The sequence below is a fragment of the Microbacterium croceum genome (assembly GCF_023091245.1).
GTDB classification, from domain to species: Bacteria; Actinomycetota; Actinomycetes; order Actinomycetales; family Microbacteriaceae; genus Microbacterium; species Microbacterium croceum.
Map to the genome: position 1 here is coordinate 479,917 of NZ_JAHWXN010000001.1, position 19,825 is coordinate 499,741.

The window sequence follows — 19,825 nt, forward strand, 5'->3', positions numbered from 1 at the left end:
GTCGGGGCGGATCAGCGGGCGGCGAGGAGCTGGAGCTCGGCGAGCGAACGGGGTTCGGGGTCGCCGATCCGGAGGAGGTGTATGTGCGCGCTCAGCGGTTCCGGCACGACGAAGACGCGCGTCTCGTGGGGCCACCGCCAGGTGACACCGTTCTCGGCACAGAGGAGGCGCCGTGCGCCCGTGGCATCCTCGGCGAACACCTCCCAGCTCGACGGCCCTTCCGCAGGCACGGCCCCGCACGTCAGGGTATACAGCCGCACCGCCCTCGCTTGCTCGGTGACGATGCACACGCAGCCCTGCCCGGTGACGACCGTCTCCGTACGCGCATCGTCGTCGCACAGGGCACGGACGTCGTCGGCGTCTCCGGTCACTGTCGCTGATTGGTCGATGATGTCGGCGAGGGGATGCACATCCTCATCGTCCCGGGTGACGGATGCGGGGTAGCTCCCGTCGAACCAGTCGGAGGGCACGCTGCCGAGCTCGATCTCGATGCGACATCCGGCGAGCAGACGATGATGGTCGACGGTCACACGGTGCCAGTCCTCGCCGTCGACGCGCACGCGCTGGATGAACACGTCATCCGCGTGGTCGGAGCGCGTCTCGATACGTACGGTCCGGCCGTCGGCGACGTCGAACTCCGCGCCGCAGAACAGCGGTGTGGTGATCACGTACTCGCGTGATCCCGGTGCGAGGGGGTAGAGACCGAGCGCACCGAAGAGATACCAACAGCTCATCTCGCCGTTGTCCTCGTCTCCCGGGTAGCCCTGACCGAACTCCGAACCGAGGAACAGGCGCGATAGCGACTCCCGTACGATCTGCTGCATCCGTGCCTTGTCGTCGGTGTGCGCGTACAGATAGGGGATGTGGTGCGCGGGTTGGTTCGAGGGGGCGAACATGCCCATGCGGATGTCGCGTGCCTCGGTCATCTCGTGCACAGTGCGACCGTACGCGCCCCACACGGCCTCGTCGCCGCGTTCGTTGGTGTCGAAGAAGAGGTCGAGGCGACGACGGAGCCCGTCGCGCCCGCCCAGCAGACGCGCGAGGCCTGCACCGTCGTGCGGCGCCGTGAAATTCATCCCGAAGGCGTTGGTCTCGACGTAGTCGCCGCCCCACACCCGCGGATCGAACTGCGGATCGGGGATCGAGAACGCCCCGTGCGGCGCCCGTCCGCGGAAGAAGCCACTCATCGGATCGAACATCGTCGCGTAGGCACGGCAGCGGTCACGGAAGTAGACGGCGTTCGCGTGGAACTCCGCCGCTCGTGGATGCTCCTCGCCGAACCGCTCGCCGATTATCCGGGACAGCTCGGCCAGCGCGAAATCACTGATGGCGTTCTCGAGCGTCCACGACAGGCCCTCCTCGACGGTGTCGTCGACGTGTCCGCGGAAGAGGGCGCGCTCCGCTCCCTTGCGACCCGCCGAGCGTTCCGGAGAGGGCACGAGTGCGTTCTTGATCCCGGAGTCGTACGCGGCTTCAAGGTCTGTCAGCTCGACGCCCTTGGCGACTGCATCCGCGAACACGATGTCACTGCTCGTCCCGACCATGCAGTCGATGAAGCCGGGAGAGGTCCACCGCGGGACCCAGCCTGATTCCTGATAGTGCCGGACGATCCCGTAGAGCAGGTGTCCGGCGCGCTCCGGTGCGAAGAGGGCGTATGCGGGCCAGGCCGTGCGATACGTGTCCCAGAATCCGTTGTTGACGACCACGTCACCGGCGACGGCATCGCCTGTGGGCGCGGACTCGGGGCGGAAGGCAAACACATCGGGAGACATGGCACCGGACTCCGAGTGCTCGCCCAGCGCGCTCGGATACAGGAACAGGCGGTAGAGCGAGGAGTACACCGTCACGAGCTGATCGCGGCTCGCACCGTCGACACGGATCCGACCGAGCAGGCGGTTCCACACCTGTGCCGCGTCGGCCACGGCCCGGTCGACGGTCAGGCCCGTGGCCACCGCTTCGTCCAGCCGTCGCAGCGCCTGCTCGGCGCCCAGCGTCGATGTCGCGAGGTACAGCGTCACGGAGGGCACGTCCATCCTCAGCGTCAAGCTGGTGGCCCAGGAGCCCTGCGCCGGCGGATCGTCGACCGTGAACGCGCAGTCCAACGCGATGGCATGGTGAGTGACTGGAGCACCGGCGATCATGCCTGCCCGGTGCGCGTTGCGGACGAGGATCACCGCGCGTCCGTCGCGCTCGATCACGCGCACCTCTCCGCCCGCCGGCCCCTGGTCGAGGATGAGGGCTCCGCCCGCTTCGGCGAAGCGGACGGCGGCGATCGCGCCGGTCGCGACTGGAGCGATCCGGATGACGATGTCGTTCTCCAGACGGACGGCGTAATCGTGGGGCCGGGCGACTTCGTCGGCGTGGCGGAAGCGGCTCCCGACCTCGTCGAGGTCCGCCGGCACCGGGCGCACGTGGAGGCGCCCCCAATCCCCGATCCAGGGCGTGGCCGTGTGGGACAGCGCAATTCCGCGGAACGGTGTGCAGCACTCGGCGTCGTTGTGCTGGTGGTACGAGTAGGGCCACGCGAGGTCGTCCGTCGACGTCATCGGGACGATCAGCACGCCTCCGTTCGGGAGGGCCGTGGCAGGGACGGTGTTGCCCCGCGAGAAGCGCGCCGACGAGTGGGTCCCTCGGCGGGTGTCGACCAGACCTACCGGGCCGTCCTTACTCGGAGCGGGCGCGGTCGCGAGGAAGGGCCCGTCCACCCATGCGACGGCGTCGTATACGGAGGCGTGCGCACTCACGTGGATCTGCGCAGACACCACGCTCACGCCCGCGAACGCCGACAGGTCGACCTCCTTCCGCGTCCACTGATCGACGGAGATGCTGCGGGATCGTCCCTGATCCTCCGCGTCGATGCCGAAGCCGTGATGATCGCGAGCTCCCGCGTCGACAAGACGGCGCCCATCGGAGAACAGGAGGTCGATCGAGGTTCCCGTGGCCGCGTAGCCTCCCTCCCACCACGGCATCGCGCCGTGATCGGGGATGTGCCCGGGTACGAACTCGGCGAAGACGTAGTACTCGAGCAGATCGCCCGGCTGCAAGGTCCGTGTCGTGAACGTGAGGTCGGCGGTCAGGCGCCCGGAGCCCGAGCCCGGAATCTCAACGCGCAGACACGTCGGGCTCACGGCGCCGATGCCGGGACGCGAGGTCAACGACGTGTGCGGACCCGAACCCGAGGTGACGGCGAGCGAGGCAGGCTCGATCGGTCGAGGGATGGTGCGCACGGTCGGTCTCCGGTTCGGGTCGTCACCTCAAGATAACGTTGTTCGGAAAATGCCACAAGAGGTCACCTACGACGGCGCTGCGATCGATCCCGCGGGGCCCTCCGCCATGGCAACGAGGAGGGGCGCCCGCTCGTGAAGTTCGTTCGAATGTTCGGGCGCCGCCGCTCGAAGTGTTGATGATGGCGGCGTTGCTCGCGATGCGACATCGATCGCTACGTTGCGACCGGCGTCAGGCCCGCCGCGCGGAAATGCCTGCGGATCGTCGTCGGACTGCAGCCGAGCTCGCGAGCGAAGCTAGCCCCGGCCCGTCGTTCCGTCTCGTACTGCTCGCGTAGCCACTCGATGTCTACGTGGAATCGCGGCCGGCGACCCGGTCTCGAGGGAATACTGTGCGCGTCTCGAGTCCGAGCGACCGTTTGACGCGAGAGACCGAGCTTGACCGCGGTGGCACGGATCGAAAGGCCCTCGTCGTGTGCCGGCGGAAAGGCAGCCGGTAAGCCGGGTCAGTGCAGGTTCCGGGTGGAGATGGCGGTGGATCTCAGCGAAACTGCTGGTCGAGCGAACCGGACTTCCGAACAGCATCGTGACCTCCCTCATGAAGAAGCTCAGAGACGCCGACTTCATCACCTTCGTCGGCACAGCGCCTGGTGAACGCACCCGCCCGTATGTCATCAACGAGAACCCCTGGTGGGACGCCGCCCGCCAGTACGCGCAGCGCAACAGCGGTTAGTGCGACATGGACCTCAGCGCGTCCGCGTGCTCGTCACACACCGTCCAGACCCACATCCGAATCACGTACTGCTTTGCCGAAACGCCGCAGAGCTCGCACACCTCGATGCTGGCCCACTCCGCAGCTCGGATCGCTTCGATGAACGCCTCGTTGTAGTCGTACGGGTCATCCGACGGACTCGCGGAGTAACTCAGCGAGCCGAACTTCGACTTGACCTGTTGCACACGGTAATCGGGTGCGATCTCCACGAGCGCGGCATCAAGGCGTTCCAGGAGTGTGTACCAGCCAGGGTTGACGTCCACGACGGGCGGCCAACCCGCATCGATGCGCGCGACAATCTTCCGGATGCTCGGCGGATACTCGTCGTTCATGCGGGCCTCCCTAGCGTGACCTGCCCTTTAACCACATCGACGTCGAGTCTGCTGTTGGCGTCAGACATCGCGATCTTCACGCCCCCTGCCACTCTTGTTCCTCGCGCGAGAGAGCTCTCTGAACGCTCGCCCCACACGCAGGCTTCGCGTCACTCCGGAATCCCACGCGATCATGTTGCGACGCCGCCACTCGATCGCCACATGCCCACGAAACCCCGAGATGGCACGACGCCGCTCCATGAACTCCAGGCCTGGCGGAAAGGGAGCCGGTAGCCCGCACGTGTCCGGTAGGAGGTGAGCGAACAGCTCCGCGAATGTCGGACTCAGTCCCGTCCGTCGACGGGTCTGAGCGACGAAGACCGCCGCGGCGAGAGCCCACGACTCCGCCGTGTCGTCGCCGGTGAAGTCCTCGAAGACGTACGCCCAAGATGCAGGAGCCGGCGAGCCGATTCCTCTCCACCAGATCGGGTTGGAATCGGGTCCCACCGCCACCATCTCAATCACGATCGCACGCACGGGCCTCTCCCGAGATGCGACCGGCTGTCGTCGAGAAGGGCAGCACACGTGCAGGAGCAGCGGAGGAAATCCGGAGAGCAAGGATTGTTTCGTATGGCCTCCCAAATTATGCCATACCGATTAGGCCATACCGCGGCTCCACCTTCAGCACGCTGAGAATGTGACCCGTCGGAACGAAGCGACTGAGCAGGAGTGGAGCCTCTACTCCCAGCGCTTCGCGACCACGCTTCGTTCCGTGCGCGAGCGCGCCGGCCTCAGCCAAGAAGAGGTCGCCTACCGCTCCGGGCTCACCCGCTACACCTATCAGAAGTATGAGAAGGGCGAGTCGAGGCCTGGCAACCCAGCGAATCCCACGCTTCGTACGCTGATCGCGATGGCTCAAGTACTCGCCGTTTCCGTGGACGAGTTGATCCCCGATGCCCCGCCCGATCTTCGAGCGCGCTAGCCACTGCGCCCGCCCCGCGGTGGAGCCACGAGTGCGCGCAGCCGCCGCACGCGCATTCACCCGAGGCGTGGTCAACCTCGTGGTGACTGGATCTGGCTAACCGCACATGAGGGCAACGCCGCGTCGCCAACTCAATTGAAATTCAATGTTCACGAATCATGAATTCATGCGTAGACTGAGACCGTGCCCATCGGATCCCGAGCAGCCGAACTGTCGAAGGCAGTCTTCGGCAGCGAGCACATGCTCACCGTGATGTCGCAGATCGCGCAGGCGCCGGACACCACCTTCAGCGCTCCAGTCATCGAGCGCACCACGGGTCTAGCCGGGAGCATCGTGCACGGCTTACTCGCACGCCTGAAGCGTGCCGGACTCGTTCAGGTCGTGGGCCGCGTCGAAGGGGAACGCACCCTCACCTACCAGCGCCGCGAACATCTCGTATGGCAGGCGGCGTCACAGCTCACGTCCGAGGTCACTGAGACCCTAGGCTTCGGAGGCCACCATGACAACTAGCTCCTCCACCGCCACCGCCGGCACGTCCGGCGCGAGTTGGGTTTCCGGTGTGCTGCGAGTGCACGCCGACCTCGAGCTACACGGAGAGGAGATCCAGCGACGTCGCGCGGCGAATGCGACTCGACCGGTGCAAGACCTGGACACATTGCGATTCCTGCTCACGCTCTCGGTCGATCAACCCGTCGCCATCGCTGCACTCGGAGCGTACGAACGAGGCCTGACTAGACGCGCGGTCCGATTCGGATTCGCCGAGAAACGGACCATCGCCGGGAACTGCCCAGCGGTCGTCCGCACGGCAGAGCCGCCTGTGACGGTGGAACTGGTTTCCGTTCTCGGTCCGCTGAGTCGTCGCACCTTGCAACTTGCAACGACGTTCGCCCCCTACGCTCGTCGTCGACTCGTCGTTCCATCCGGGCGCGTCGATGAGACGCTTCTGCTGGAGGCGAGCTATTACGGTGTCGGCGTGACCGTGACTGATGACGACGACGAACGCACGCTCGTCACGCCAGCACCTTTTCAGCCCACCCGGTTCACGGGTGCTTCGTGGCTATTCGCAGAGCGCATGTATGCGCAAGCATTCAGCCCAGCGAACGCCACCGCGCGAGAGTCGGAGGTAGAGGGATCATGACGCCGGTGTGCTGGGCGAGTCGGACATGCTCGGCCTCAGCCTCAGCCAACCGCTGACTCCACCATTGAGCCGCTTGAGCGGTGCTCATCGAGGTTGCGGTCGCAACGATCTCATCGAACACGGCCAGGTTGTGCAGGTGTGCGAGGAATCGATCTTCATCAGAGCCGGTGAACGAGTCCACCGCGCGGCCCCCGCAATGCGCACACAGGCACGGCCACGGGGTGGCGCTCGCGAACCACTTCATGTGCATCTCACTGGACCGTGCAAATCGCATCAGCTCCGGCATCAGCACGTGCGGCGCCCGGTCGCTGGGGCGACTCGAGAATGACTTGTTCCCTGGCACTGACAGACGACGCAGACTCGGGATCTGACCGATGGCAGCCGCCCGCGCGCCGTACACGATCGCATCGATCCCGGCGAGGTCCGCCCGCCAAGGGACCGCACCCTTGACTTCTCCGAAGAACCGCCGATACGACTCCGGTCCACCCTTGAGGTTCAGCGGGTCACCGGCCTTCGCCCCGAGTGCCAGCGCGACCGGATGGCGGCTGCGCGTGGCGACTGCGATCAACTGTGAGATGAGCTCCGGCGTCGACCACTTCTGGTGCACCGCCAAGGGCAGGATCGCGTCATCGCGGTCAATCTTGTTGGCCGCGGCAAGGATCGCCTTAAGCGCCTCGGAGTCCGCGACATCCACGAACCCCGCTGGGATCACAGCGACCGATGCCCCCGCATCGCGTTGCGCCTGGAGGACCTCCTCGACTGTCGGCGCAAACAGCGCATCCGCCGGCTCGTCGATGATCAAGGGGCGTTCTGCCGTGGCGAGAGCAAATACCGAGGTCGGCTCGATGAGGAAGGTTAGCTCCTCGTGCCGGGCCCGCAGGTGCCCTGCTGTCTGCAGCGCCGTCGGCCCGGTCAACACCATGCCACCACGCTCCGAGTTCACGTACGGCGCGGTCTGCATCGTCTCCCCACCGGCCATCGTGAACACTCGGCCCGCCAGAGTACGCTCGATCAGCGTGGTGCCGACGAGCGGCTCACGCGACGTCCGCGATCTCAGCGTGCTGTCGACCAACCCGAGGTTCTTCTGATCCGTCATGCTGAGCTCCTTACGTAAAGATCCTCAAACTCGTCTTGATCAAGGAATGCGTCCCGCGCCAACTCCTCCACGGCCTCGCCGTCGTTCAGCCGCTGCCGCACGACCCGGCCGATCAGGCGGGGATGCTCCTCAGCGATCGCGACCGGTTCGACACTGCGGTATCCGGCCCGGGAGAGTTCGATGTTTAGCTGCCGATACCGCCCCTCGCTGATCACATCTAGATCCACCGCGCGTCGCAGTAGCGCCGCGATCGACACTCGCCACTTGGATTTCAGCCGGGCCAAGCCCGGGATGGTCACTGGAGCCGCCGCCAAGTCCGGCCGTACATCTTTCGCTGGCATCAGAAACTCTGCTGCGAACCGATCTGCCTCGGACTCCTGATCTTCCGACGGCACCTGGTGCATCACGGCGTGCGCTAGTTCGTGAGCCAACGAGAACCGCTGCCGATCCGGAGGGATATGGTCCCCCAGCAGCACCACCGGTCGCTGCCCCTCCGGCCAGCTCACGAGCGCATCAATGCGCTCCGATCCCAGCGACCGCTTCGCCACCACGACCCCGGCAGCTTCCAGCGCACCTACCAGGTCCGCCACCGGACCAGACACGACGCCGATGGACGCCCGGACCTCGCGTGCGATCTCCTCCGGCGTATCGAACCCGTCTGGCGGGAGCGGATGCCGTACCAAACGAACCGGCGTGCTGCCCGCGACTAGCCCAGCTACTTGCAGGTGCAGCAGCTCCAGTTCGGCACGCAGCCGGTTCGCGACCGACAACGGAAGGGTGGAACGCTTGCGATGAAACACATACGGCGCCGCCCCTTCATCCACCGGCAAGGTCAGTAGCACAGGAGGCACGCGCAATACAGCACTTAGCGTCTCCAGGCGCTCCGCGTCCAGCTCGACCAGACCAGCCTCAGCCTTCGACAACACCGCTTGAGAGATCCCCGTCGCAGCTGCCAAGGCTCCCTGCGTAAGCCCACGCGCGACCCGGACCGTGCCCAGCATCACCCGGCCGGTCCGACGATCAGAAGCGAAGTCTGCCATGGCAACTATCGTAGCGGACACCTCCGACAATCACGCTCTCTATGTGCAGAAATATTCCTGCAGGTATCCTGTGAGTAGCGCGCGAGGTCACTGTACTTGGCAGTACTGCCAAGTGACTGACAAGTAGCGGTGGAATTTGTCATCTTCACGCGGAACCTACAACTCAGTGGAAGTCGCCGCCCGGAGCCATGTCGGCGAAGCGCGAGTAGTGGCCCTGGAACGCGACGGTGATGGTCGCCGTCGGACCGTTACGGTGCTTGGCCACGATCAGGTCGGCCTCACCGGGACGCACGTCCTTGTCGTAGACCGAGTCGCGATGCAGCAGGATGACCATGTCGGCATCCTGCTCGATCGAGCCGGACTCACGCAGGTCGCTGATCGCCGGCTTCTTGTCGGTGCGCTGTTCGGGACCACGGTTCAGTTGCGACAGGGCGATGACCGGAACCTGCAGCTCCTTGGCGATGAGCTTGAGGCTACGCGAGAACTCCGAGACCTCCTGCTGGCGTGACTCGACGCGCTTGCCCGACGTCATCAGCTGCAGGTAGTCGATGATGACCATGCGCAGACCCTCGCGCTGCTTGAGCCGACGGCACTTCGCGCGGATCTCGACCAGCGTCATGTTGGGGCTGTCGTCGATGTAGAGCGGGGCGTCGTTGATGCGCCCGCGGGTCGCGGCGACCGTCGTCCAGTCGCGAGGGTCGAGGTTTCCCTTGCGCATGTTCTGCAGCGGGATCGCACCCTCGGCGCTGAGCAGACGCATCGCGATCTCGCTCTTGCCCATCTCGAGCGAGAAGAAGACGGAGGGGAGGTTGTGACCGATGGATGCCGATCGCGCGAAGTCGAGCGCGAGCGTCGACTTACCCATGGCGGGTCGGGCGGCGACGACGATCATCTGGCCACCGTGCAGACCGTTGGTGAGCTCGTCGAGCTCCTTGAAGCCGGTGGGGACGCCGGTCATGGACCCATCGCGCCCACTGGCCGCCTCGATCTCCTCGAGAGCGGCGTCGACGGCTATCTGCAGGGGAACGTAGTCCTCGGCCGTCTCGGCACCGGTGACGGCGTAGATCTCAGCCTGGGCGTTGTTGACGATGTCGGTCGCGTCGCCCTCGCCCGCGTAGCCCAGCTGCACGATGCGGGTCCCCGCGTCGACGAGGCGGCGCAGCACCGCACGCTCAGAGACGATTCCGGCGTAGTAGCCGGCATTCGCGGCCGTGGGGACGATCGAGGTCAGGGTGTGCAGATAGTCGGCACCGCCAGCGCGGCCGAGCTCACCGGTCTTGATGAGCTCGTCGGTGACGGCGACGACGTCGGTGGGCTCGCCGTGCGAGTAGAGGGAGAGGATGGCCTCGAAGATCAACTCGTGTTTGGGGATGTAGAAGTCGGCGCCTTTGAGCGTCTCGATCACATCGGCGACGGCGTCCTTCGAGAGCAGCATGCCACCCAGGGCGCTCTGCTCCGCGAGAAGGTCGTGCGGCGGCACGCGCTCCGGAGTGCGCTGCCCTCCGAGACGGTCCTGCGAGATGTCCGCGATCGACACACTGTTCCCTTCGATGCGACTTTTCTGAGTGCGTGGCTCCCACGCGGGAGGTGGAGCCGTATGCGCATCGGCCACGTGATGGCCTCCTGCACAGCGAACCAGACGCCCCCGACATTCGGTCGCTCGCCCACGCTACGAGGGGCGCTATCCACATGCAACACGGCCTGTGGATAACCCTGTGCAAAATGTGCGAACAAGATCGGAGTGTCTGTGCAGAACTACTGTGGATAACTCGGTGGAGGGGCAACAGAGACAACTTTCTTATTCAGCCTGAACTGGACTTTCCTGTTTCCCCACCCTGTGGATGGAAAACAGTTTAAATACTCGATTGAAGGTTGCCCCGTCTGGGGAGGAATGTGCAGAACCTGGGGAAAGTCAAGCTCAGAATCCCCCGGGCGCGTCACGGACGGACATCATCCGGATCGCGCCGAAAACCCCCTAGACAGGGGGTGTACGTGCGAGTAAGGTCTCCGGCAATCGATGCACTTCGTGTAGACGTGCGTTGCCTTCGGAGGGGGAGGTTGACGTGGACGTTCGGGCCACCCGACGCGGCGTACCAGCCGGCGTCATCTGGGGTGGCCTCGGCGTGCTCCTGTGGTCCGCATTCACGATCTTCACCGGCGGTGCCGCGCACGCGGACGAAGGCGACGACGGTCTGCTCGACGGACTCACGTCTGTCGTCGACCAGACCGTCACGAGTATCGCCGAGCCCGTCGTGACGCAGGTCGTCGCTCCCGTGGTGACCCAGGTCGTCGCCCCGGTCGTCAAGACCGCCGTCGCTCCGGTGCAACAGGTAGCGCCGGAGGCCGTGAAGACGGTCACCGAGACCGTGGCCGCAGTGCCCGCGGTCGGTCCAGCGGCAGCGCCCGTGGTGAAGACCGTCGCTGACACGGCGCAGGCCGTCACCACTCCCGTCACCGACCTGCTCACCGACTCGCCGGTCGCGCAGATCACCGATCCGATCCTGGACGTCGTCGCCGGCCTTCCCGTCATCGGCGATCTCGGCGTGACCGAGATCGGGCGCGATGTGGTCAGCGTCGTCGACGATGCGGCAGGACTCATCGGCGGCGTCGCTGCCGAGACTCTTCCGCCGGTGCTCGAAGGCCTCGACCCGACGACTCCCGGCACCGAGCCCGCGCCGAACACTCCGGCCACCCCGACGGATGCTCCCCCGGTCGCAGCGGCGACCGGCGTTTCGGTCACCATCGGGGCAGGGCTCTCGAGTGCACCCGCGACGACGACGGCATCCACCTCAGGCGACGCCTCTGCGCCACCGTCCGGTGCCGCTCTGCACGATGACGCGTCCCCGGCGACCCTCCCCACGGACGGCGCCCCCGGCGGCCCACCCGGCGCCCCCGCATCCCCGACTTCCTCCGCCGGCCCCGGCGGAGGATCCTCGTACGCCCATGCTCGCCTCAGCGACCCCGGCGTGCCCCCGCTCCGTGCCTGGGAGCGGGCTGCCGGCGCATCCGACGACGCCCTGCCGGCGTCTCCGGTCGCCGACACCGACGTCTCTCCTGACTGACGGGTCGTCTCGTCGTTCTTCGTGAACGGCAGATGCTGTGCTGCGCGCACTCCAGATGCGTGCGCACTTCCCAGACACCCCACACCCAGTCAGGAGCAACATCATGCGTACATATCTGAAGCGTGCCCTCTGGGGGACGCTCATCGCCGGCGGCATCACCCTGCTCGGCGCGACAGCCGCGAACGCGGCCGAGACATCGGGAGAGGATGGACTTCTCTCCGGCACCCAGGTGGTGGCCCCGCTCGCCGCGCCGATCACCGTGGTGGACAACGCGATCTCGGTGCTCGGCGCCTCGACCGCGTCGGCACCAGCCCCGGCTCCGGCCCCAGCCCCGGCTCCGGCCCCAGCCCCCGCTCCGGCCCCGGCTCCCGCGACGAGCGGCGAATCCGGCACCGCCTCCGGCACCCAGGCCGCCGTGACCGTCACCGTTCCCGTCACCGTGACGGGCAACGCGGTGAGCCTTCTCGGCACCTCTTCGACCAGCACTCCGACCGCGGTTTCCCAGAGTGAGGCTCCCCAGGCCCAGACTCCCGCGGCCGGGGTGCCATCCGTCACGACCACCGGCATCGACGGCGTGCTCTCGGGCACGCAGGCGCTGCTGCAGGTCGATGTACCGGTGACAGTCACCGGCAACGCGGTGGCACTGCTCGGCACCAGTGGCGCGAGCACACCGGCAGAGCAGGGGGCCGCAGCACCGGCATCCCCCGCTCCGAGCGGGGCAGTCACGGACGGATCGGATGCCGTCGGCAGCGGGACCCAGGTCGTCGCGCCGGTCACCGCGCCGGTGACGGTCGGCGGCAACGCGATCTCGATCCTCGGTGACAGCACTGTCGCCGGACCGGCTGCGGTCGCTCCCTCCGGCACGTCCGGAAGCACCCCGGCCGCACCGACGACATCAGGTGACGACGGGGTGGGAAGTGGCACGCAGGTGTCCGCACCGGTCACCGCTCCCGTCACGGTCGGCGGCAACGCGATCGGCGTCCTCGGCGACAGCAGTGTCACCGGCGGTGCCGGTGCCGTCCCGGCCGCTCCGGCCAGCGGGGGCGGTGTGACCACCGGTCTGGATTCGATCCTCGGCGGTACACAGCTGTCGCTCCCGGTCACCCTTCCGATCACGATCGGCGGCAATGCCATCGCCGTGGGAGGCGAGAGCACGGTCACCACTCCGGGCACGAACCCCGGAACCGACCCCGGAACCGACCCCGGAACCGACCCCGGAACCGACCCGGGAACCGACCCCGGAACCGACCCCGGAACCGACCCCGGAACCGACCCGGGCACCGACCCGGGCACCGACCCCGTCGGGCCCGGTGCAGCATCAGCCTCCGGCGCGGCCACGACCGGCATGGCGGAAGGCCTCGCCACGACCGGCGGCGCCCCCGCACCCGGTCTGCTCGCCATCGGAGCGCTGCTGCTGCTCGGCGGTCTCGCCCTGGTGCGTCGCCGCACGATGACGGCGTAGCCACAGCCCCGGCGGTGCGGGAGTCCTCGGGGGAGGAGACCCTGCACCGTCGGTGCGCGGGTGCGTCGGCGGTGACGGCGACCGGGCACCGCGTCCCGGCATCCTGCCGCGTCGCAGCCCGCGCCACATAGCGGGTGCCTCGTGGGGATTCCGCTCCACGAGGCATCCGCCGTGCCATCGAGGCGATCTCGGCCCACACATCTCCGCGACCTGCAGGAGGATCGGCGACGTGCAGGAGGAATCCCGGCCGGATCCGCCTGCAGTCCGCAGAATCTCCTGCAACCGGTGCCGAAGACGACTACCGCGCATGCAGAACGCCCCCTGTCCGGAAAGACAGAGGGCGTTCGTGCGTCGACGGGCTCAACACCCGAGGAACGGAGTTACTTGGCGGCGACGACCTGCAGCGTGATGACTGCGGTGACGTCGTCGTGCAGACGCACGGTCGCCTCGTGCTCACCGGTCACCTTGATGGGCGACGTGATGTGCACCTTGCGCTTGTCGATCGAGCCCAGGCCGGCGGCTGCGACAGCATCCGCGACGTGGTCCGTCTTGACGGAGCCGAAGAGACGACCCTCCTTGCCGGCCTTGACCGTGAGGCGCACCTTGGTGCCCTCGAGAGCGTTCTTCAGCGCGAGAGCGTCGTCACGGTCGTGGATCGCGCGTGCCTGACGCGCGGCCTGGATCGAAGCGACCTGCTTTTCGCCACCGCGGGTCCACGCCGTAGCGAAACCCTGCGGGATGAGGAAGTTACGGGCGTACCCGTTCTTGACCTCGACCACGTCACCGGCACTACCCAGCCCGGCGACCTCGTTCGTGAGAATCAGCTTTGCCATCTCGATACCCCTTACCGGCCGGCGCCAGCGTAGGGCAGGAGCGCCATCTCGCGCGCGTTCTTGATCGCCGTGGCGATCAGACGCTGCTCCTGCACCGAGACACCGGTGATACGACGGGCACGGATCTTGCCGCGCTCCGAGACGAACTTGCGGAGGGTGGCGACATCCTTGTAATCGATGACACCGACCCGGATGGACTTCGCGGGAGCAGCGTTCTTCGCGCCCTTCCGCGGCTTGCGGCGGTCGCCGCTCGACTTTCCAGCCATGGTTCTTCCTTATTGATGAGCGGATGCGCGCACGCGCACATCCAGAGATTTGATCAGAACGGGGTGTCGTCGCCGAAGCTGCCCGGAGTGCTCCAGGCATCTGCACTGGTCGACGAGCCGGGCGTGGACCACGGCTCTTCCGACACCTGTGCGGGACGAGACTGTCCGCCACCGGCACCACCGGCACCGCCGGCACCACCGTTCGAGGCAGCGCGGGTGACCTGCGCCGTGGCGTACCGGAGCGAGGGGCCGATCTCGTCGACCTCCAGCTCGATCGCCGTGCGCTGGTTGCCCTCGCGGTCCTGGTAGGAACGCTGACGCAGACGACCCTGCGCGATGACGCGCATGCCCTTGGTCAGCGAACCCGCCACGTGCTCCGCGAACTCGCGCCAGACGGATGCGCGGAGGAACAGCGCATCGCCGTCCTTCCACTCATTCGCAGCACGGTCGAAGTTGCGCGGCGTGGAAGCGATGGTGAAGTTCGCCACCGGCAGCCCGTTCTGCGTGTATCGCAGCTCGGGGTCGGCCGTGAGGTTGCCCACCACGGTGATGACGGTTTCGCCGGCCATGAGACTTAGGCCTTCGCAGCCTTGGCGGCCTTGCGGGCTGCCTTCTCTTCGGTGCGCTTGGCCTCGGTTGCGACCATCGCCTGAGCCTCTTCCGAACGAAGAACCTTGGTGCGCATGATCTGCTCGTTCAGCTTGAGCTGACGGTCGAGCTCCTGCGTGGCCTCGGTGGTCGCGGTGAAGTTGACGACGGCGTAGATGCCTTCGGTCTTCTTCTGGATCTCGTAGGCGAGACGGCGCTTGCCCCAGATGTCGACCTTGTCGATCGATCCGCCATCGTTGGTGATGACCTTGAGGAACTTGTCGAGCGTAGGTGCGACCTGGCGCTCGTCGACCTCGGGGGTCAAGATGACCATGAGTTCGTACTGGTGCGTCACTTACCCACCTCCTTCGGACTAGAACGGCTCTCGGGACTTTCCCGAGAGCAGGAGGGTGTGTGAACGTGTCGGCCCGAAGCATCCAGATCGGATGCCGGTAGGCAGACAACCTACCCAGTCTAGCGGAGTCCCGGGCGTGGCGCGAACACGGACGCCCGGGACTCCGCAGGGCGTCGTCCGTCAGCCGGCGATCACCTCGGCGACCGTGCGTCCCGCCACTGCCGGGATGCCGAGTCCGGTGAGACGGATGTCATCGACCTCCAGTCCCGCGGGAATCCAGCTCTCTCCGAACAGCACGGCGGCGGCTGCACCGGCCAGTGCAGGCAGCGATGCGGCGTTCCGCGGTTGTGCGAGCGCTCCGAGCAGCAGGTCGTCGGCGCTCCGGGCCGTCGCCACGTGCGCGAGCAGGAAGCCGAACGTCTCGGGTGCTGCGATCGGGTAGCTGTAGACCCAGTCGCCCACCTGGGTGCTCAGGCGGCGCGCCCGGTCCAGTGGGCCCGTCGCCTCGGCCGCGACCCGCAGCGAAGTCTCCGCCATCCGTCGGCTCCAGGTGTTCTCGGGGAGCTGATCGACCGCGACCCGCACGGCGTCGGCCGCCGCGGCGCCATCGACCAGCGCACCGAACAGCGCCGCACTGGCCCTGGCACACCAGAGGCCGTCGAGCGAGTGGGTGACGGCGGCATCCGCTTCTGCGGCGTCCAGAGCTCCGTTTGCACCGTGAACCGCGACGGCGGCGAGCGCCCGCACCGTGGCGATGTCATCGAAGTAGTGGGCGTTGTCGTGGCCGGACTGCGGTGGCTCGGCGCCTGCGCGCAGGTTCTGCAGTGCCAGCTTCGTGCCGATGCGGGCGCGCAGCCCTCCATCGGGGTCGGCTTCGAGCTCGGCGAGTTCGCGCCATTCGGTCAGGCCCAGCCCGCGTGCGTGCTGGCGTGCGGAGAACGCGAACCACTCGATGTTCTCGCCCGGTCCGGGATGCAGCGTGGTGGGCGGGGCCGCATGCGTGAACGGACGCGGAACGGTCGTGGTGCGGTCATCGTCGCCGAGCTTGGCGAGAATGCGCACCCTGTTCACACGCTTGGGCGGGAGCGCGTAGACGCGGAAGTCGGCGTTCATCGACGACGCGGACTCGCCGGCGACGATGCCCCGGGTGAACAGGTCGATCAGGGGGGTGGTCATGCGCGCGCCTCCTCGACGATGCGGGTCAGGGTGTCGGCGGCATCCAGCGGGTGGATCCCGGCCATCGAGCGGATGCACGAGCCCACGACCGGACGCAGTCCTGCCACCCACTCCTCGGGCAGATCGCCGATGCCGGAGATCGCGCCCCCGATGCAGCCGGCGATCGCCGCGGTCGTGTCGGCGTCGCGTCCCATGTTGACGGCGAACAGGATGCTGTCAGACGCGCGCCCCCCGGCGTGCAGCACCGAGGCCATCGCGAGCCCGACCGCTTCGGGCGCGAGGTCGGCCCAGAAGTAGTCGGCCACGGCGAGGCGGTCGTGGAGCGCGAGGGCGAGCGCGTCGTCATCGAGTCCGGAACGGACCAGGTCGCGCGCATCACGCAGGTTGCGGGCCGTCCAGCTGTCCGCGGGGATCGCGGCGAGCCCTGCGTCGTAGCAGGCGGCGGCATCCGCTCCGGTGAGAGCCGTGGTCACGGCGACCGCGACGACCACTCCGGCCCAGATGCCTTCGGTCGTGTGGCTCACCGCACCGTCAGCCTCGGCCAGGCGACGGGCGAGCTCGACATCGCCGTCGGCGACGATGCCGAGCGGGCTGACCCGCATCGCGAGCCCGTCGCTCCAGCCGTGCATGGTGTCGCCGCTCAGGGGCGGGCGGATGCCGCGACGGAGGTTGTCGATCGCGGCCATCTCGCTGAACCCCCCGCCCTTGAAGTCGTCAGCCTGCGGGAGCACGTCCTCGATCCAGGTCTGCGCGAAGTCATCAGCTGTGGCATTCACGCCGACGCGCTGCACGGTCTTCGCGGTCAGCAGGGCATATTCGGTGTCGTCGCTGCCGGCCGGTTCGGGATCGAGGTACCCGGTCACACGGCCATGGGCGGCCTGGATCTCGGCGGCGGAGAAGCCTTCGACCGGCCGACCGATCGCATCGCCGATGGCGAGTCCGGCCAGCGAACCACGGACGCGGTCCTGCAGGGTCGGCGTGGGAGAAGTCATGAACGTCCTTGTCTCTGGGAATGAACGGAGTGGGCAGGGAGCAGCGCGAAGGTGCGGCGGGCGAGGTCGTCGATCTCGACACCGTCGAGCCCGGGAAGGCTCGTCGCGATGCGGTTCTGCAGAGGGTCGATGAGACGAGCGGGCAGACCGTCGACGCCGGCGAGCCCGCCGAGCACCGAACCGACGGTGGCTCCCGCCGAGTCGGTGTCCCACCCCGTGATCACCGCCAGCGGCACTCCGCGGGCGAAGTCTCCGCCACTGCGTGCCAGCGCGAACGCGATGAGGGCCGCGTTGTTGATCGTGTGCACCCAGTGCAGGTGGCCGTAGGCCTCGTGCAGCGCGTCGATCGCTGCCGCGTCGTCGAGGTCGCCGCGCCCGAGCGCGGCTCCGAAGGCGATCGCCTCCCCCAGGTCACTCCCTACGGGAACGGCGGTCGCTGCGAGATCGAGCACCTCGTCGACGGATGCCGCGACGAGCGAGGCCGAGGTCAGCGCCGCCGCCCACATCGCTCCCCACAGCCCGTTGCGGGTGTGGCTGAGGCGAGCATCCGTCCAGGCCATGCGGGCCGCTTCGGTGATGTCACCGGGGTTGATCCAGCCGTAGACGTCGGTGCGGATGAGGGCGCCGATCCACTCGCGGAACGGGTTGCGCACGCGAGCAGCCTCATCCGGGCGATAGCCGTCGAGGAGGTTGCGATACGCGATGCGCTCAGCGGTGAAGGTGCGTCCCGCCGGGAGGTCTGCCAACCACGCCTGTGCGATGTCGTCGGTCGTGAACCCGCGACCCGCGGATTCGAGCACCCGGAGGTTCAGGAGCGGGTAGTTGAGATCGTCGTCCTCGGGCATCCCCGCGATGTTCTCGACCAGGGAGTTGACCGCCGAGCGCCGGTTCCATGGCCAACGGCGTGCGACGTCGTCCGGCAGCCCCTGCGCGGAGAAGTACTCCGTGAGCGGCCAACGACCCGTCGCCCGCAGGATCTCCTCGATCCCGGCGCGCGGGATCTTCTCGACGGGCTTTCCCCACAGACACCCCGCCGACCGCCCGGCCCAGGCGCCATGGATACGGCCGACGAGAGCGGCGCCATCCGGCGTCGCGATCGGTGCGGGCGTGCCGGTGAGCTCGGCACGTACCTCGTCCCATGTCGTCGCCTCCGGCTCCGCGGGGGAAACCGCGTCGAGTTCGATCAGCAGCGCGCGGGCCAGCATCCGGAGGTCGTCGGACGCCGCATCCGCTGTCGCCCCGCCGCGCACGGGGTCGAGCGTGCCGCCCGCAGCGGTCCAGCAGGCAGCGATCGCCTCGACGTGCTTGCCTTCGGCACGCGCCTGCACCAGCTCGTGCGGCAGCAGGTCTTCCGGCTGGGCCCAGGTCAGGCGCATCACGCCCCCCGGAGCGAGGCCACGCGGCGCAGGTCGGCTTCGGCGCGAGCCGCGTCCTTCTGCATGACATCCACCGCGACGCTCGACAGCAGTGCGGCGTACTCATCGAAGTCGACCCGGCTGGCCGTGGCGATGGTGTCGAGCATGTCGGACGGGATGACCGCCTGACCACCGATGCCGGCGGCGAGGCTTCCGGCCATCGACGCGATGGAGTCGGAGTCGCGACCGTAGTTCACGGCGCCGAGCACGGTGGGCAGGAACGCTCCCTCATGCGCGACGAGGAAGCCGAGCGCGACGGGCAGCTCCTCGATCGACTTGGTCCGAGACGGCACTCGCGCATCCATGAGAGGCTCGCGATACGCGTCTCCCACGGTGTCGAAAGGACGGATGGCATCGCGCAGGGCGAGCCCGATCTGCTCCTCGTCGGCGTCGGGACCCAGGCCTCGGGCCGCATCGACCACCGCGCGGATGGCTGCAGCCGTGCCGTCGTGGGCGACGCGCAGCGCGGCGTCGATCACCGAGTCGACCGTGGCATCGAGAGCGACGGAGGCGGCGACCGCGGCGGCGAACACCCCGGCAGCTTCCCGTCCATAGCTCGACTGGTGAGCCCCGGCGACGTCGATCGCTTCGGCGTACGCCGCCTCGGGATTGCCCGCGTTGACGATGCCGACGGGTGCCATGTACATCGCGGCACCGCAGTTGACCACGTTCCCGACGCCCGCCTCCCGTGGATCGACATGGCCGTACTGCAGACGCGTGACCAGCCACTTCTCGGCGAGGAAGATGCGCTGCAGCAGGATCGATTCGCGCTCCAGCTCCGGGATCCAGCGGATCTCGGTCTGCAGCAGCGGCACCAGCAGCTCGGCGACGGCGAACGCGTCGATGTGGTCTCGACGTTCTGCGTACACCCGGATCAGCGCCTGCGTCATCAGGGTGTCATCCGTGATGTGCCCGTCACCCTTGTGGTACGGGCTGACCGGTCGAGCGGTCTGCCAGTCCAGGTGATAGGGCGGGACGATGCCCGTGATCGGACCCCCGTACCGCTCTTTGATCTTCTCCGGACTGAAGCCTTCGGCCGCCCCACCCAGGGCGTCGCCGATGGCCGACCCCGCGAGCACGGCCGCCGTGCGTTCCCGAATCCAGCTCATGCCA

General features: G+C 67.6%; 19 protein-coding genes. 6 read left to right on the forward strand and 13 right to left on the reverse strand.

Features of this window, described 5'->3' with window-relative positions; all coding sequences use genetic code 11:
* Window positions 1-11: 11 nt before the first annotated feature.
* Entirely contained in the window at window positions 12-3,227 is a 3,216-nt protein-coding gene (locus KZC51_RS02240; RefSeq protein WP_247628397.1) for a GH92 family glycosyl hydrolase, read from the reverse strand.
* A gap of 595 nt (window positions 3,228-3,822) precedes the next feature.
* On the opposite strand from KZC51_RS02240, the gene KZC51_RS17585 reads away from it, so the two are divergent.
* On the forward strand, window positions 3,823-3,957 hold the full coding sequence (locus KZC51_RS17585; RefSeq protein ID WP_281731694.1) for a hypothetical protein: 135 nt from the start codon (window positions 3,823-3,825) through the stop codon (window positions 3,955-3,957).
* Here KZC51_RS17585 and KZC51_RS02245 read toward each other — a convergent pair.
* Window positions 3,954-4,328 (reverse strand): hypothetical protein, encoded by a 375-nt coding sequence (locus tag KZC51_RS02245; RefSeq protein WP_247628398.1) that lies wholly within the window; start codon window positions 4,326-4,328, stop codon window positions 3,954-3,956. The genes KZC51_RS17585 and KZC51_RS02245 overlap by 4 nt on opposite strands.
* Window positions 4,329-5,004: 676 nt before the next feature.
* On the opposite strand from KZC51_RS02245, the gene KZC51_RS02250 reads away from it, so the two are divergent.
* From KZC51_RS02250 to KZC51_RS02260, 3 genes are all read left to right on the forward strand, one after another.
* A complete protein-coding gene (locus tag KZC51_RS02250; RefSeq protein WP_127012854.1) occupies window positions 5,005-5,289 on the forward strand; it encodes a helix-turn-helix domain-containing protein in 285 nt (94 codons plus the stop codon).
* Window positions 5,290-5,472: 183 nt separating this feature from the next.
* Window positions 5,473-5,799, forward strand: coding sequence for a hypothetical protein (locus KZC51_RS02255; RefSeq protein WP_247628399.1), 327 nt, complete (start codon window positions 5,473-5,475; stop codon window positions 5,797-5,799).
* Complete coding sequence (locus KZC51_RS02260) at window positions 5,789-6,427, forward strand: hypothetical protein (protein ID WP_247628400.1); 639 nt, start codon at window positions 5,789-5,791, stop codon at window positions 6,425-6,427. Before KZC51_RS02255 ends, KZC51_RS02260 begins: the two co-directional genes overlap by 11 nt.
* Here KZC51_RS02260 and KZC51_RS02265 read toward each other — a convergent pair.
* From KZC51_RS02265 to dnaB, 3 genes are all read right to left on the reverse strand, one after another.
* The gene (locus KZC51_RS02265) at window positions 6,378-7,523 is read right to left on the reverse strand and encodes a hypothetical protein (RefSeq protein WP_247628401.1); all 1,146 of its coding nucleotides are present in this window, start codon (window positions 7,521-7,523) and stop codon (window positions 6,378-6,380) included. The two genes, KZC51_RS02260 and KZC51_RS02265, sit on opposite strands and share 50 nt — an antisense overlap.
* Window positions 7,520-8,563, reverse strand: a complete 1,044-nt coding sequence (locus KZC51_RS02270; protein ID WP_247628402.1) for a helix-turn-helix domain-containing protein — start codon at window positions 8,561-8,563, stop codon at window positions 7,520-7,522. Before KZC51_RS02270 ends, KZC51_RS02265 begins: the two co-directional genes overlap by 4 nt.
* Before the next feature lie 163 nt (window positions 8,564-8,726).
* Entirely contained in the window at window positions 8,727-10,100 is a 1,374-nt protein-coding gene (dnaB, locus tag KZC51_RS02275) for a replicative DNA helicase (RefSeq protein WP_308194278.1), read from the reverse strand.
* A 526-nt stretch (window positions 10,101-10,626) separates the two neighbouring features.
* Between dnaB and KZC51_RS02280 the strand changes: the two genes are divergently transcribed.
* Both KZC51_RS02280 and KZC51_RS02285 read left to right on the forward strand, forming a co-directional pair.
* A complete protein-coding gene (locus KZC51_RS02280; RefSeq protein ID WP_247628403.1) occupies window positions 10,627-11,625 on the forward strand; it encodes a RodZ family helix-turn-helix domain-containing protein in 999 nt (332 codons plus the stop codon).
* Window positions 11,626-11,728: 103 nt separating this feature from the next.
* On the forward strand, window positions 11,729-13,087 hold the full coding sequence (locus KZC51_RS02285; protein ID WP_247628404.1) for a hypothetical protein: 1,359 nt from the start codon (window positions 11,729-11,731) through the stop codon (window positions 13,085-13,087).
* Window positions 13,088-13,467: 380 nt separating this feature from the next.
* Here KZC51_RS02285 and rplI read toward each other — a convergent pair whose 3' ends face one another.
* The 8 genes from rplI to KZC51_RS02325 form a co-directional block, all read right to left on the reverse strand.
* Window positions 13,468-13,920: a 50S ribosomal protein L9 gene (gene rplI, locus KZC51_RS02290; protein ID WP_247628405.1), complete on the reverse strand. Its 453-nt coding sequence runs from the start codon at window positions 13,918-13,920 to the stop codon at window positions 13,468-13,470.
* An 11-nt stretch (window positions 13,921-13,931) separates the two neighbouring features.
* Window positions 13,932-14,186, reverse strand: a complete 255-nt coding sequence (gene rpsR, locus KZC51_RS02295; RefSeq protein ID WP_017203799.1) for a 30S ribosomal protein S18 — start codon at window positions 14,184-14,186, stop codon at window positions 13,932-13,934.
* A 53-nt stretch (window positions 14,187-14,239) separates the two neighbouring features.
* Complete coding sequence (locus KZC51_RS02300) at window positions 14,240-14,755, reverse strand: single-stranded DNA-binding protein (protein WP_247628406.1); 516 nt, start codon at window positions 14,753-14,755, stop codon at window positions 14,240-14,242.
* A gap of 5 nt (window positions 14,756-14,760) precedes the next feature.
* Entirely contained in the window at window positions 14,761-15,129 is a 369-nt protein-coding gene (rpsF, locus tag KZC51_RS02305) for a 30S ribosomal protein S6 (RefSeq protein WP_247628407.1), read from the reverse strand.
* Between the two features lie 180 nt (window positions 15,130-15,309).
* Window positions 15,310-16,305, reverse strand: coding sequence for an ADP-ribosylglycohydrolase family protein (locus tag KZC51_RS02310; RefSeq protein ID WP_247628408.1), 996 nt, complete (start codon window positions 16,303-16,305; stop codon window positions 15,310-15,312).
* Entirely contained in the window at window positions 16,302-17,297 is a 996-nt protein-coding gene (locus tag KZC51_RS02315) for an ADP-ribosylglycohydrolase family protein (RefSeq protein WP_247628409.1), read from the reverse strand. Before KZC51_RS02315 ends, KZC51_RS02310 begins: the two co-directional genes overlap by 4 nt.
* Window positions 17,294-18,673 carry an ADP-ribosylglycohydrolase family protein gene (locus KZC51_RS02320; protein ID WP_247628410.1) on the reverse strand — a complete coding sequence of 460 codons (1,380 nt, stop codon included), beginning with the start codon at window positions 18,671-18,673 and terminating at the stop codon, window positions 17,294-17,296. The genes KZC51_RS02315 and KZC51_RS02320 overlap by 4 nt, the downstream gene beginning before the upstream one ends.
* Window positions 18,673-19,821 (reverse strand): ADP-ribosylglycohydrolase family protein, encoded by a 1,149-nt coding sequence (locus KZC51_RS02325; RefSeq protein WP_247628411.1) that lies wholly within the window; start codon window positions 19,819-19,821, stop codon window positions 18,673-18,675. The genes KZC51_RS02320 and KZC51_RS02325 overlap by 1 nt, the downstream gene beginning before the upstream one ends.
* Window positions 19,822-19,825 lie beyond the last annotated feature (4 nt).